The sequence below is a fragment of the Cupriavidus nantongensis genome, assembly GCF_001598055.1.
GTDB lineage: Bacteria > Pseudomonadota > Gammaproteobacteria > Burkholderiales > Burkholderiaceae > Cupriavidus > Cupriavidus nantongensis.
The window spans coordinates 966985-980572 of the sequence record NZ_CP014844.1 but is presented as its reverse complement, the minus strand read 5'-3'; the positions used below and the strand labels follow the sequence as shown (position 1 = coordinate 980572).

Annotated in this window: 15 protein-coding genes; 10 read left to right on the top strand and 5 right to left on the bottom strand. The window is 69.6% G+C overall.

Going from position 1 to position 13588, the window contains the following annotated elements; translation table 11 throughout:
• Nucleotides 1-317 precede the first annotated feature (317 nt).
• The gene (gene ltrA, locus A2G96_RS04485) at nucleotides 318-1715 is read right to left on the bottom strand and encodes a group II intron reverse transcriptase/maturase (protein WP_062797146.1); all 1398 of its coding nucleotides are present in this window, start codon (nucleotides 1713-1715) and stop codon (nucleotides 318-320) included.
• Between the two features lie 567 nt (nucleotides 1716-2282).
• Here ltrA and A2G96_RS04480 point away from each other — a divergent pair.
• The 5 genes from A2G96_RS04480 to A2G96_RS04460 are packed head-to-tail and all read left to right on the top strand — an operon-like array spanning nucleotide 2283 to nucleotide 7191.
• Nucleotides 2283-3449, top strand: a complete 1167-nt coding sequence (locus tag A2G96_RS04480; protein WP_062797143.1) for an AI-2E family transporter — start codon at nucleotides 2283-2285, stop codon at nucleotides 3447-3449.
• Nucleotides 3449-4147 carry a paraquat-inducible protein A gene (locus A2G96_RS04475; protein WP_062797141.1) on the top strand — a complete coding sequence of 233 codons (699 nt, stop codon included), beginning with the start codon at nucleotides 3449-3451 and terminating at the stop codon, nucleotides 4145-4147. Before A2G96_RS04480 ends, A2G96_RS04475 begins: the two co-directional genes overlap by 1 nt.
• A complete protein-coding gene (locus A2G96_RS04470) occupies nucleotides 4144-4887 on the top strand; it encodes a paraquat-inducible protein A (protein ID WP_062797139.1) in 744 nt (247 codons plus the stop codon). The genes A2G96_RS04475 and A2G96_RS04470 overlap by 4 nt, the downstream gene beginning before the upstream one ends.
• Nucleotides 4874-6568, top strand: a complete 1695-nt coding sequence (locus A2G96_RS04465; protein WP_062797137.1) for a PqiB family protein — start codon at nucleotides 4874-4876, stop codon at nucleotides 6566-6568. Before A2G96_RS04470 ends, A2G96_RS04465 begins: the two co-directional genes overlap by 14 nt.
• Nucleotides 6565-7191 carry a PqiC family protein gene (locus tag A2G96_RS04460; RefSeq protein ID WP_062797135.1) on the top strand — a complete coding sequence of 209 codons (627 nt, stop codon included), beginning with the start codon at nucleotides 6565-6567 and terminating at the stop codon, nucleotides 7189-7191. Before A2G96_RS04465 ends, A2G96_RS04460 begins: the two co-directional genes overlap by 4 nt.
• Here A2G96_RS04460 and A2G96_RS04455 read toward each other — a convergent pair.
• Nucleotides 7188-7718, bottom strand: coding sequence for a nucleoside 2-deoxyribosyltransferase (locus A2G96_RS04455; protein WP_062797133.1), 531 nt, complete (start codon nucleotides 7716-7718; stop codon nucleotides 7188-7190). The two genes, A2G96_RS04460 and A2G96_RS04455, sit on opposite strands and share 4 nt — an antisense overlap.
• A 159-nt stretch (nucleotides 7719-7877) precedes the next feature.
• Between A2G96_RS04455 and A2G96_RS04450 the strand changes: the two genes are divergently transcribed.
• The 5 genes from A2G96_RS04450 to A2G96_RS04430 all read left to right on the top strand — a co-directional run bounded on the left by A2G96_RS04450 (nucleotide 7878) and on the right by A2G96_RS04430 (nucleotide 11573).
• Nucleotides 7878-8819, top strand: coding sequence for a 2-hydroxyacid dehydrogenase (locus A2G96_RS04450; protein ID WP_062797131.1), 942 nt, complete (start codon nucleotides 7878-7880; stop codon nucleotides 8817-8819).
• Between the two features lie 81 nt (nucleotides 8820-8900).
• On the top strand, nucleotides 8901-9095 hold the full coding sequence (locus A2G96_RS04445) for a DUF1059 domain-containing protein (protein WP_062797129.1): 195 nt from the start codon (nucleotides 8901-8903) through the stop codon (nucleotides 9093-9095).
• 224 nt (nucleotides 9096-9319) lie between these two features.
• Entirely contained in the window at nucleotides 9320-10090 is a 771-nt protein-coding gene (gene modA, locus A2G96_RS04440) for a molybdate ABC transporter substrate-binding protein (protein ID WP_062797127.1), read from the top strand.
• Nucleotides 10091-10117: 27 nt separating this feature from the next.
• Entirely contained in the window at nucleotides 10118-10828 is a 711-nt protein-coding gene (gene modB / locus A2G96_RS04435) for a molybdate ABC transporter permease subunit (RefSeq protein WP_062797125.1), read from the top strand.
• A 22-nt stretch (nucleotides 10829-10850) separates the two neighbouring features.
• Nucleotides 10851-11573, top strand: a complete 723-nt coding sequence (locus A2G96_RS04430) for an ATP-binding cassette domain-containing protein (protein WP_062797123.1) — start codon at nucleotides 10851-10853, stop codon at nucleotides 11571-11573.
• On the opposite strand, the gene A2G96_RS04425 is transcribed toward A2G96_RS04430, so the two are convergent.
• The 3 genes from A2G96_RS04425 to A2G96_RS04415 are packed head-to-tail and all read right to left on the bottom strand — an operon-like array spanning nucleotide 11543 to nucleotide 13544.
• Complete coding sequence (locus tag A2G96_RS04425) at nucleotides 11543-12082, bottom strand: class IV adenylate cyclase (RefSeq protein ID WP_062797118.1); 540 nt, start codon at nucleotides 12080-12082, stop codon at nucleotides 11543-11545. The genes A2G96_RS04430 and A2G96_RS04425 overlap by 31 nt on opposite strands.
• 15 nt (nucleotides 12083-12097) lie before the next feature.
• Nucleotides 12098-12697: a LysE/ArgO family amino acid transporter gene (locus A2G96_RS04420; protein ID WP_062797116.1), complete on the bottom strand. Its 600-nt coding sequence runs from the start codon at nucleotides 12695-12697 to the stop codon at nucleotides 12098-12100.
• A gap of 52 nt (nucleotides 12698-12749) precedes the next feature.
• Nucleotides 12750-13544: a TOBE domain-containing protein gene (locus A2G96_RS04415; protein ID WP_062797114.1), complete on the bottom strand. Its 795-nt coding sequence runs from the start codon at nucleotides 13542-13544 to the stop codon at nucleotides 12750-12752.
• Between the last annotated feature and the right edge of the window lie 44 nt (nucleotides 13545-13588).

Sequence of the window (13588 nt, the reverse complement as noted above, 5' to 3'; positions counted from 1 at the left end):
CAGACCTGAGATAGGGCGCGCGCGCAGCGCAGCCGAAGGCGTCCCACCAATAGCGCCGTTAGTAGGCTGCCACCGACCTAAAGTCGGGTTCGTCCATCCGACCCCGAACGCCAGGCACCTCCAGGTAGCGTCAGCAGGGTGGAACCACCAAGCGCCTGACCGCAAGTCACCACCATTGGAACCGCCAGCGCCGCCTTAGCCAGCCGCTTAGGCGACGCGCTCTTTGCCTCCTTTCTGTCGCTCGGAATCGAGTAGGGTGAGGGGTTACCCCCTCAGCCCTCTCACACCACCGTACATGCGGGTCCGCATACGGCGGTTCACGAACGAGACTGCAGGCGCCGCTGTGTATCCAGCAGCGAGATCAACCCCATGGCATCGAAGTAGCGTTTAGGGAAGGCTTCGCGCATGGGTGGGGCTCCGGCGTTCCACCATGGTCCGCGCCCGTTCAGCGCAGTCCTGGCTGCCCGCTTGGCCTCCAGCCCCTGGCGCCGCATAAGCGCCAGTCGCGTTCGCCATGCTTTGGCTTGCCGCCATATCAGACAGCGTAGCCGTCGGCGCACCCATCCGTCCAAGTTCTCCAGTGGCCGCTTGCTCTGCGTGTATTGGAAGTACCCAATCCACCCGCGCAGCACCGGATTCAGCACCGCGATCGTGTGAGCCAGGCTTCTTCCTCGACCTTTGCGCACCACGTCCTTGATGCGTCCAATCAGCCTCTGCAGGCTTTCCGGAGCGATGCGCAGCTTCGCCTGATGATGAGAGGACAGGCTGTAGCCCAGGAACTTGCGCTTCCACGGCCGCTCGCATGCGCTCTTGGCCTCGTTGACCCGTAGCTTCAAGCGCTCCGCAAGGAACGCCGTCATCCCGGCCAACAGCCATTGCCCCGCCGTTCTGCTTCGGACGTAGATATTGCAGTCGTCGGCATAACGGCAGAACGCCAGCCCCCGCTTCTCCAGTTCGCGGTCCCAATCCGTCAGCAGGATGTTCGACAGCAGCGGCGACAGCGGCCCGCCTTGCGGCGTGCCCTGCCTCCTCGCCTCGACCACCCCGCCGCGCATCAGCCCCGCTTCCAGATACCGCCGGATCAGCTTGAGCACCCGGGCGTCCTTCACCTGCCGGGCCACCCGCGACATCAGGATGTCGTGGTTGACCCGATCGAAGAACTTCTCCAGATCGATATCCACCACCCAGCGCCGGCCTTCCTGCACGTACCGCTGTGCCTGCAAGACCGCCTGCTGAGCGCTGCGCCCCGGCCTGAAGCCGTAGCTCGACTCGGAGAACCCCGTTTCGTAGAGCGGTTGGAGTACCTGCAGCAGCGCCTGCTGGATCAGCCTGTCCACCACCGTCGGGATGCCCAGTGTCCTTATCCCGCCCGCAGGCTTGGGGATGTCCACCGCGCGCACCGCCTGCGGGATGTACTGGCCGGCCAGCAACGCCGCCCTGACGCTTGGCCAACTCACCTTCAGCCAGTCGCGCAACGCCGTCACCTCCAGGGCATCCACCCCAGCGGCGCCGCCATTGCCGACCACCCTCCGGTACGCCAGCCACATGTTGCTTCTCTCAACCACCGCCTCCATCAGCGATGGCGCCTGCGCTTTCGTTTGCCCGACAGCCGCCGTGCCATCCTCCGCACCCCCATCGGCGCCAAGCAGGTTCCGCCCGCCTTCCTCCGCTGTGGGCTGCACTCGTTCGTGCATTTGGGCTTCGTCGGTAAGCATCGAGGTCTGTCGTCCTAATCGCGCTCGTTCATGTTCGGCCCTTCAGTGCCAACCGCGCACCTACTATGGCCTCTGCTGACTTCTGCACCGCCATCCCGACGCCTCTCGACGTCAGTAGCACCATGGCAGCGATGCAGATCTCCCCGGGTATGACGCACTCACCTTCACGCTTATGCCTGTCGGATTTACGCCGCATCGTTCCGTGCAAGTACTGGGCTTTGGCTACTCTGGCCGCCTCACCCCGATGCGTCGCCTCATATCCGCTTCCTGTTCGTCAGGCCAGCGCTTTGCCTCGGACTTCCTTCAGACTCCCAGTCGCCCGGGAAACCCTTGTCTTTGGCTAACACTTCCCCTTGCCGGGTGTGTAGGGGACTTGCACCCCCAAGTAAGTGCGCCCTGCCGGGCGCACCAGAAAGGAGGTCGCCGGCTACGCCGGCGAAACAGCCACGCCCGCCAAGCACGACACCACCCCAAACACCCCCTTTCAAAGCCCCCACCCGTCCATAAGCTATATTTACGCCGTCCCCGTCACACCCAACCCCCCAGGGGACAAAACGGAGACCCACCATGAGTTCCGGCCAGTTGATCGAGAAAATCGCCGCCGTGTTCGCGCTGATCGTGCTGATCGGCGGCTCGCTGCTGGTCCTGGCGCCGTTTACCACGGCGCTGCTGTGGGGCGCGATCCTGGCGTTCAGCTCGTGGCACCCCTACACCGTGCTGTCGCGCTGGCTCGGCAACCGCCGCGGGCTGGCCGCGCTGATCTGCGTGCTGCTGGCGACGGTGATCGTGCTGGGCCCGTTCGTCTATGCCGGCGCCAGCTTCTCCGCGCACCTGGATGACCTCGCCGCGCTGGTCGATCGCTATATGGAGCACGGCCTGCCGCAGCTGCCGCTGTGGCTGAGCAGCCTGCCCTATGTCGGCGGCTACCTGCAAAGCTCGTGGGACAGCCTGATCAATGCCGATTCCGAGATGGTCGCCAACCTGCGCAAGCTGATCGCGCCGGTCGGCCACGTGCTGCTGGGCGCGGGGCTGTCGATCGGTGCCGGGCTGGGACAGCTGGCGCTGTCGATCATCCTGGCGTTCTTCTTCTACACCGGCGGCGAGTTCGCCATTGCCTGGCTGCGCGCCGGCATGCGCCGCATCGCCGGCGAGCGCGCCGACCACCTGCTGGAGCTGGCGGGCAGCACCGTCAAGGGCGTGGTCTACGGCGTGCTGGGCACCGCCTTCATCCAGGCCGTGCTGGCCGGCATCGGCCTGTGGATCGCCGGCGTGCCCGGCGCCGCCATCCTCGGCTTCGTCACCTTCTTCCTGTCGGTGGTGCCGGTCGGGCCGCCGCTGGTGTGGCTGCCGGCGGCGCTGTGGCTGTACCACACCGGCGCCACCGGCTGGGCCATCTTCCTGGTGGTGTGGGGCGTGGGCGTGGTCAGCATGGCCGACAACATCGTCAAGCCGCTGCTGATCAGCAAGGGCACCGGCATGCCGCTGATATGGATCATGCTGGGCGTGCTCGGCGGCGCGCTGGCGTTCGGCTTCCTGGGCGTGTTTATCGGCCCGACGCTGCTGGCGGTGGCCTATGCGCTGCTGCGCGACTGGACCATCGGCTCGCAGGGCGAGCTGCAGCGCGACCTGCAGCAGGGCGCGGCGCTGGCATCCGCATCCACACCCGCCCCGGCCCCCGCCGTGGTCGACAACCCCGATGTGCCGCCGGCGGCCACCGGCAAGCGATCCGGCTGATGGCGGCACACGACGTACCCCCGGCCGCGCCGGACACCGCGCTGCCCGACACCTCGCCGGCCGCGCTGCACCGGCTGGTGGCGTGCGAATACTGCGACGCCGTCTACGAGCGCACGCCGATCTCGCCCGGCGAGCGCGCGCTGTGCCTGCGCTGCGGCGGCCAGCTCTACCGCGAGAGCCGGCGCCACTACCACCGGCTGCTGCCGCTGGTGATCACCGCGCTGATCCTGTTCCTGATCTCCAACGCCTACCCCATCGTCGAGATGGACCTGAAAGGGGTGCGCACCCAGACCACGCTGCTGGGCGCGGTGCAGGCGCTGTATGCGGACCAGATGGCGCTGGTGGCGGCGCTGGTGTTCGCCACCACCATCCTGTTCCCGCTGTCCGAATTGCTGATGATGATCTACCTGCTGGTGCCGATGGCGCGGCACCGCATGCCGGCCGGCTTCGACCGCATCGTGCGCGGCATCCGCCAGACCCGCCCGTGGGGCATGATCGAGGTCTTCATGATCGGCGTGCTGGTGACGCTGGTGAAGCTCTCGACCATGGCGCGCGTGCTGCCCGGCATTGCGCTGTGGTCGTTCGCCGCGCTGGTGATCGTGCTGGCGGCGATGCTGTCGTTCGATCCGCGCGACCTGTGGCGCCACCTGGAAACGCCCGATGACCAGGCCGCCGCGGCCGACGGGGAGCGCCGATGACGCCGCAGCAACCGCAGCGACCGCCCCAGCCCGCCGGCCGCCTGGCCCGTCCGCGCCAGCTCGCGCGCGAGCTGGTCGCAGAACTGACCGACGACGACGAAAACACCCCGCTGCCGCAGGTGCCCACCGCCAGCCGACTCGGGCTGGTGTCGTGCCACGCGTGCGACCTGGTCAGCCCGCGCACGCTGGAAGGCACGCCCTGCCCCCGCTGCGGCGCCACCCTGCACCATCGCAAGCCCGACAGCCTGGCGCGCACCTGGGCCTTCCTGCTGGCCGCGTACATCCTCTATATTCCTGCCAACCTGCTGCCGGTGATGGTGACCCAGTCCATCCTCGGCACGCAGCAGGACACCATCCTGTCGGGCGTGATCTACCTGTGGCTGTCCGGCTCGCACATGCTGGCCGTGCTGGTGCTGATCGCCAGCATCGTGGTGCCGCTGCTGAAGATGGTGATCCTGACCTTCCTGCTGCTGTCGGTGCATCTCCGCTCGAGCTGGCGGATCCGGCAGCAGACCCGGCTGTACGGCCTGGTCGAGGTGATCGGCCGCTGGTCGATGCTCGATATTTTCGTGGTGGCGCTGCTGGCCTCGCTGGTGCGGGCCGGGGCGCTGGCCACCATCATCCCCGGCGGCGGCGCGCTCGCCTTCGGCGCGGTCGTGGTGCTGACCATGCTGGCCTCGCTCAGCTTCGATCCGCGCCTGCTGTGGGATTCGCTGGAACCTGACAATGCCCGACACTGACAACCAAGCCCCGGCGGGTGCCATGCCGCCCTCTCCACCGCCCTCGCCGCCCTCTCCGCCCGCTCCGCCTTCGCCCCCTCCGTCCGGCCTGCCCCGCCCCGAACGCCGGCGCCGCGCGCGCTGGCTGCCGTCGCTGGTATGGCTGATCCCGATCGTCGCCGCGGTGGTCGGGATCTCGCTGCTGATGCACACGCTGGCCTCGCGCGGGCCCGAGATCACCGTCAGCTTCCGCACCGCCGAAGGCCTGATCCCGGGCAAGACCGCGGTGCGCTACAAGGACGTCGACATCGGCCTGGTCAAGTCGGTGCGCCTGGCGCGCGACCGCTCGCACGTGGTGGCGTCGATCGACCTGACCAAGGACGCCGAGAACTTCGCCGTCGCCGACACCCGTTTCTGGGTGGTGCGCCCGCGTTTCGCGGCCAGCGGCGTGTCGGGGCTGGAAACGCTGCTGTCCGGCGCCTATATCGGCGTCGACGCGGGCAAGTCGAAGGAATCCGCGCGCGAGTTCAAGGGCCTGGAAGTGCCGCCGGTGGTGACCACCGACGCTTCCGGCAAGCAGTTCGTGCTGCGCGCGTCAGAGCTGGGTTCGCTCGATATCGGCTCGCCGGTCTACTACCGGCGCGTGCTGGTCGGCCAGGTGGTGGCCTACCAGCTCGACCCCAACGGCCGCGACATCACGCTGCGCGTGTTCGTCAACAAGCCCTACGACAAGCTGGTCACCGCCGACACGCGCTTCTGGCATGCCAGCGGGGTCGACCTCAAGCTCGATGCCGGCGGCCTCAAACTGTCGACGCAATCGCTGGTGACGGTGCTGCTGGGCGGCGTCGCGTTCCAGGCGCCGGACCACACCACCGCCACCGACGCCGCCGCCGAGAACACGCAGTTCCTGCTGGCCGGCGACCAGACCGAGGCGATGAAGGAGCCGGAAGAACTGGCGCCGACGCTGGCGGTGCTGAATTTCGACCAGTCCGTGCGCGGGCTGTCGCCGGGCGCGCCGGTGGACTTCCGCGGCGTGGTGGTGGGCCAGGTGCGCTCGATCGGCATCGAGTTCCAGCGCGAGAAGCGCGCCTTCCGCATGCCGGTGGTGGTCGAGCTGTACCCGTCGCGCATGGGTTTCCGCGAACGCGACATCCAGGACCGCGAACGCGCACGCAAGATCATCGAGGGCCTGCTGCAGCGGGGCATGCGCGCGCAGCTGCGCACCGGCAACCTGCTCACCGGCCAGCTGTACGTGGCGCTCGACTTCTTCCCCAAGGCGGCGCCGGTCAAGGTCGATCTGGACGCGCCGATTCCGGAATTCGCCACCACGCCGGGCACCTTCGACCAGTTGCAGGCGCAGGTGGGCGACATCGTCAACCGCATCGACAAGGTGCCGTTCGACCAGATCGGCCAGGACCTGCGCACCACGGTGGCAAGCCTGAACAAGACCCTGGCCACCGCCGACAAGCTGGTGCAGCAGCTCAACGGCGATGTCGCGCCGCAGGTGCTGGCCGCGCTGCAGGACGCGCGCAAGACCCTGACCGCGGCCAACGGCACGCTGGCGTCGGACGCGCCGCTGCAGCAGGACACGCGCCGCATGCTGCAGGAGCTGACGCGCACCGCCACGTCGCTGCGCACGCTGACCGACTACCTTGAACGCCACCCCGAAGCGCTGCTGCGCGGCAAGCCGGAGAAAGAATGATGAAGCGCCTTCTGCTCACCCTGGTCTGCGCCAGCGCCGCCGCGGCGGTGCTGGCAGGCTGCGCCTCGCCCGAGCCGCGCTACTACACGTTGGCGCAGGGCCCGGGCGCCGTAGCCGCGCCGGCGCCGGCAGCGGCGCCGTCGACGGATACGCTATGGCTGGAAGTCGCCCCGGTGCGCGTGCCGGAGCGCCTCAACCGGCCGCAGCTGGTGGTGCGCGATGGCCGCAGCGGCAACGACGGCGGCAGCGATGCCGGCGTGCGCCTGCTCGACCTGTCGCGCTGGTCGTCGCCGCTGCCGGACGAGCTGCGCGATGCGCTGTCGCAGCGCCTGCAGGCCACGCTGGGCGCGGTCGACACCTACCAGCAGGGGCTGTCCGACGTGCAGCCGCTGTACCGCATCACCACCGAAGTGCTGCGCCTGGACGCCGACGTCGGCCAGCGTGCCGGCGCCACCATCAACTGGACCGTGCGCCGGCTGCCCGATGGCAAGGTGGTCAGCGGCAGGACCCAGGCCGAGCTGCCGGCGCCGGGCGAGGTCGACGGCGTGGTCGCGGCGTATCGCCAGATCGTCGCGAGTACCGCCAACGATATCGCGGCCGGGGTGCAGGCGCTGCGGCGCTAGCCGCCGCTGCGGGCAGCCGCGTCGATCTCTTGCCTGGCGGCCGCCATGGCCGCCAGGCATTCGGCCGCCCCACCCTGCACCAGCCGCACCGCGCACGCCAGCATCAGGTTCTTGCCCAGCCCGAAGTCCTCGACGGTAAAGCCGCGCGCATCCAGCGGCGTGCCGTCGGCATCGGTGGCCACGGTGACGCGTTCGCGCAGCGTGCCGGCATCGGCGCTGTAGGCCCACACGGGCTTGCCCAGCGCCACCGCAAAGCCGACCTCGAACGCCGTGCCGGAATCCGCTTCGCCGGGGCCGCGGAAGTCATCCAGGTTGGCCATTACCAGGTCGGCGCGCCGCAGCAGCGCGATGTTGGCGTCATAGATCCAGCGTGCGGTGTCGGGGCCGGACAGGCCCTCGGGCGCGGACTGGTCGAGCGGATACAGGCCGGTGAAGCCGTGCGCGGCGCACAGCGCCTTGAGCTGCTCGCCCCAGGCCCGCGCGTCCTTGCGGAACACGTCGAAGCCGGCGAGGTAGATGGTGGTCATGGCTCGTGGAAGCAGTGGCGCGGCGCCGGGCCGCGAGGCTTGCAGCATAACCCGCCGCCCGAACATCGCACAGCTTGCGCGCCCGCGTCCGGCCGGGCGCCGGCGCGGGGCCGGCCCTTGCGCTAACATTGCCGGTCACGCCTCGACCTCCTCATCCCCATGTCCGCTCCCCAGATCGTCCAGGTCGGTCCGCTCGCGCCGCAGACCAATGCCACCCTGCAGCAACAATACGGCGCCGCGCCGCTGTGGCAGCAGGCCGATGCGCTGGCCTGGGCGCGCAGCGAGGGCCAGCAGGTGCGCGTGGTGGTGACCTCGGCGCGCCACGGCTGCAGTGCCGCGCTGATCGATGCGCTGCCGCGCCTCGAAGCCATCGTCAGCTTTGGCGTCGGCTACGACGCGATCGCGCTGGACGCCGCCCGCGCGCGCCGCATCCAGGTCAGCAACACCCCCGACGTGCTCAACGACTGCGTCGCCGACCTCGCCTTCGGGCTGCTGCTCGACGCGGCACGCGGCATCGCCCATGGCGACCGCTTCGTGCGCGCCGGGCGCTGGCCGCAGGGCGGCTTCCCGCTGACCACGCGCGTCTCCGGCAAGAAGCTGGGCATCGTCGGCCTGGGCCGCATCGGCGAGATCGTGGCGCGGCGCGCGCAGGGCTTCGACATGGAGATCGCCTACCACAACCGCCGTCCGCGCGAAGGTGCGCCGTGGCGCTTCGAAGCCGACCTGAAGGCGCTGGCAACGTGGGCGGATTTCCTGGTGGTGGCCACCGTCGGCGGGCCCTCGACCGCGGGGCTGGTGTCGCGCGAGACCCTCGATGCGCTGGGCCCGCGCGGGATCCTGGTCAACGTCTCGCGCGGCAGCGTGGTCGACGAGGCGGCGCTGGTCGCCGCCTTGACCGAAGGCCGGCTGGGCGGCGCGGGGCTCGACGTGTTCCAGCATGAGCCCAACGTGCCGCCGGCGCTGCTGGCGATGGACCAAGTCGTGCTGGCGCCGCACATGGCCAGCGGCACGCACGAGACGCGCGCCGCCATGACCGCGCTGACGCTGCAGAACCTCGACGCGTTCCTGGCCGGCGGCAAGGTGCTGACGCCGGTGCTCTAGGGCAACAACCGCCAAGGACCGCGTGCCTATACTGGAGGCACCGGCTCCAGCCCAGCCTGCGGGCCGGCGTCAGGAGGCATCATGGCACGCAAGTTTATCGATTGCCGCGAGTTCCCGAGCGACACCCACTGCACTGTCGCGCTGAGCGCCGACAGCGAGGACGAACTGCTCGAAGCCGCGGTCCAGCACGCGGTGGCGGTGCACAAGCATCAGGACACGCCTGAGCTGCGCAGCCAGCTGAAATCCATGTTCAAGGAAGGCACGCCGCCGGCCTGAAGCCGGCAGGGCTGGCGCCGCGCAGGCGCCAGCCGTTTCCCGCCCGAGGGCTCATTCGCAGCCCCTGATACAGCACTTATGCCGGTTGGAATACCCCTGACGCCCGTCATGGCGCATCATTGACGCCGCGCTATATACAGACGTATATTGCGCCTGACAGTCCACCCGCTCCGGCCGTGCCGCGCGTGCCCTTGCATGCCGGCGGCCGCTTCCCGAGGATTCCGATGCCTGCCTTCCGTTCCCGCCGCCGCGGGCTGCTGCTGGCCGCCGCCACGGTGCTGGCGCTGGCCACCCCGCCCGCCTTCGCCGCCGACCTGGTGGTGTCCGCCGCAGCCAGCCTGACCAACGCCTTCAAGGCGCTGGCCGAATCCTACGAGCGCGCCCACCCCGGCACGCACGTGGTGCTGAACTTCGGCGCCTCGGACGTGCTGATGCAGCAGATCGTCAAGGGTGCGCCGGCCGATGTGTTCGCCTCGGCCGACCAGGAGGCGATGAACAAGGCCGAGGCCGAGAAGGTGATCGCGCCGGCCTCGCGCCGCAACTTCGCCGCCAACCAGGTGGTGCTGATCGTGCCGGCCGACAGCAAGCTGCCGATCGCCTCGCTGCAGGACCTGACGCGACCGGAAGTCCGGCGCATCGCCTACGGCAATCCGGTCTCGGTGCCGGTGGGCCGCTATACCCGCGGCGCGCTGGAAGCGGCGGGGCTGTGGGACGCGGTCGCCGCCAAGGGCGTGCCGGCGCAGAACGTGCGCCAGAGCCTGGACTACGTCGCGCGCGGCGAGGTCGAGGCCGGCTTCGTCTTCGCCACCGACGCCACCGTGATGCCCGACAAGGTCAAGGTGGCGGTGCGCGTGCCCAGCCGCACGCCGGTGACCTACCCGATCGCTATCACCAATCAGGCGCGCCAGCCGAAGGAAGCGGCGCAGTTCGTCGACTATGTCGCCTCGCCGGACGGCCAGGCGATCCTGTCGCGCTTCGGCTTTCACAAGCCCTGAGGCCCCGCCCCCAAACCCCCGCACGCCATGGATGCCGTCTGGGTACCGCTGCTGCTGTCGCTGAAGGTCGCGGGCTGGGCCACCGCGCTGAACGCCGTGCTCGGCGTCGGCGCGGCCTGGGCGCTGGCGCGCTGGCGCTCGCCGCTGCGCGACGTGGTCGATGCGGTGCTGACGCTGCCGCTGGTGCTGCCGCCGACGGTGCTGGGCTATTACCTGCTGGTGCTGGTGGGGCGCCGTGGCGTGTTCGGCGAGTGGCTGGCACGACTGGGCATCGAACTGGTCTTTACCTGGCAGGGCGCGGTGCTGGCCTCGACCATCGTCGCCTTCCCGCTGGTGCTGAAGTCCGCGCGCGCTGCCTTTGAAGGCGTCGATCACCAGCTGGAAAACGCCGCGCGCGTGCTGGGCGTGCCCGAGGCCGGCATTTTCTTCCGCGTCACGCTGCCGCTTGCGGCGCGCGGCATCATCGCCGGCGTGCTGCTGGCGTTTGCGCGCGCGCTGGGCGAATTCGGCGCCACGCTGATGATCGCGGGCAACCTGCCCGGGCGCACACAGACGCTGTCGGTGGCCATCTACGAGGCGGTCCAGGCCGGCGACGACAATACCGCCAACCTGCTGGTGCTGGTGACCTCCGTCACCTGCGTGCTGCTGCTGGTGATCGCCGGACGCCTGGTGCCGGCGGCCGCGCGCAATCCCGCTGAACTCTACGAACGCCGGCGCTTGCGTCCGCGCGTCCGCTAACGCCTGGGCCACGCATATCGCCATGAGCATGCACGTCAGCATCCGCAAGCAGATGGTCTCGGCCGACCGCCACTTCGCGCTGGATATCGAATTTGATTCGGCCAGCCGGCGCATTGCGTTGTTCGGCCCCTCGGGCGCGGGCAAAAGCCTGACGCTGCGCGCCATCGCCGGCCTGCTGACCCCGGACAGCGGCCGCATCGTGCTGAACGGCCGCACCCTGTTCGACGCGGATGCCGGCATCGACGTGCGCCCGCAGCAGCGCCGGGTGGCCTACCTGTTCCAGGAATATGCGCTGTTCCCGCACCTGACCGTGGGCCAGAACATCGGCTTCGGCCTGGCGCGCGGCTGGCGCAATCCGCGCCGCGGCGCGGTGCATCCGCAGGCGCAGCGCTGGATCGATGCCTTCGGCCTGGCCGATATCGCCGGCAATTACCCGGCGGAGATTTCCGGCGGCCAGAAACAGCGCGTGGCGCTGGCGCGCGCACTGGTGGCGCAGCCCGACATCGTGCTGCTGGACGAACCGTTCTCGGCGCTGGACCCCGCGCTGCGCGCGCGCATGCGGGCAGAGCTGCGCACGCTGCAGGCCAGCCTCGACGTGCCGATGCTGGTGATCTCGCACGACCCCGCCGATGTCGAGGCGCTAGGCGACCACGTGCTCGAAATCCGCGAAGGCCGCATCTTCGGCAGCGGCACCAGCCGCCACCACCCGCCGGTCTACGCGCCGGTGCCGGCGCGCGTGGCCTGAGCCGCGCGCAGCAGGTCGACGTACGCGCCTTCGATCAGCGCGGACGCGGGAACGCCGAGGCGGGCCAGCAGCGCGTGGGCCTCGGCCACGCCGTCCGCCACGCTCTCCGCATCGGCCAGCACCACTTCGAGCTCCAGGAAATCGCCGAGCGCCTCGACCCGGTCCAGGTGCACGCGCGTGCGTCCGGCCAGGTACAGCGTGCGCAGCTTGCGCACCCGGCCGCCCTCGCCGTGCGCGGCGGCCAGCGCGGCACGCAGCGTGCCGGGCGAAGGCGTCGGCGACAGGATGTAGAAGCTCTCCTTCGGCCCGGCCTCGTCGGCGCGCGCATAGAAGATCAGTTCGCCGCGGTCCGGCGCGAACTCGCGCAGCTTGAGCCGCCCGTTGGCGCAGCGGAAAAAGGTATCGTCCTGGCGGATGTATTCGGGCCCGTGGTCGGCCAGCGCGGCGGCGCGCGGCAGCAGCGCCTCGACGCTGTCGATACGGGCCTTGATCTCGACGTTTCTCGGCATCGGTGCTCCTTCGGTTCAAGCCATCAGCAAACGCGCGGCGATCACCCACATGGTGATGCCGATCACCACCTCCAGCACCTGCCACGCCCGCGGCCGCGCAAACACCGGCCGCAGCAGCGCCGCGCCATAGCCCAGCGCGAAGAAGAACAGGAACGAGGCAGTCATGGCGCCCGCGGCGAATTCACGCGCGTGGTCGGCGAACTGGGTCGATACCGAGCCGATCAGCATCACCGTGTCGAGATACACATGCGGATTGAGCCAGGTGAAGGCCAGGCATACGGCGAGCGTCGGCGCCAGCGGGCGCGGCGCGGCATCGCTCGGATCGAGCACCGCGTTCGAGCGCCACGCCGCGATGAAGCTGCGCGCGCCATACCAGACCAGGAAGGCAGCGCCGCCATAGCGCATCGCCTCGCCCAGCCACGGCAGCGTGCGGATCATCACGGCAAAGCCGGACACGCCCAGCAGGATCAGCAGCGCGTCCGACAGCGCGCATACCAGGCAGACACAGAACACATGCTCGCGCCGCAGGCCTTGCCGCAGCACGAAGGCATTCTGGGAACCGATGGCAAGAATCAGGGAAAGACCGAGGGAAAAACCAGCCAGCGCGGCGTGCATTGCGGGGGGAACGACATGCTTTGGGGGCGGCTATTATTGCACGCCGCGGCAATCATCCCACCACGCCAAGGATCACGCTCGAGGCCTTGAATATCGCCACCGCAGCCACGCCGGCCTGCAGCCCCAGCGCCTCGACGCTGCCGTTGGTGACAATGGCGGCCACCGTGCCGCCGCCGTCGAGTTCGATCACCACTTCGGCGTTCACCGCGCCGGGCATCACGCGCGCGACCACGCCCGCCAGCTGGTTGCGCGCCGACAGCCGCAAGCCCGGCTCGGGCAGCCCCACCAGCACCGACGACGCCTTGATCAGTGCAAACGCCTCCACGCCCTCGGCCAGTTCCAGCGTCTCGACGCTCTCGTGCGTGATGGTGGCGACGATGCGCTGCCCGCCGGCCAGTTCCAGCTCGACCTCGTCATTGACCGCGCCGCCCTTGACGCTGGCCACGCGTCCGAACAGTTTGTTGCGCGCACTGGTCTTGATCATCATTCGCCTCATCAGGTGGATATCGTCGGCCACGCCCTCGCCCAGCCGCGACAGCTGCGCGACAAAGCGCCGGTGCTCGTCCTCGAGCGCGCGATAGGTGCGGATCAGCTGTTCGCCGCGCGCGGTCAGGCGCGTGCCGCCGCCGCCCTTGCCGCCCGCGGCGCGCACCACCAGCGGCTCGCCGGCGCTGTTGTTCATCGCGTCGATGGCGTCCCACGCCGCCTTGTAGCTGATGCCGACGGCGCGCGCGGCGGCCGTGATCGAGCCGTGCGCGCCGATGGCGGCGAGCAGCGCGATGCGGTCCTTGCCGCCCCAGTCCTGCGAGCCGGAGCGGAACCAGATGGCTCCCTGGAGTTCAAGCATTGGGGGTCGGGCGCCGCTGGCCGGCACCGCAATGAAGTCCGAAA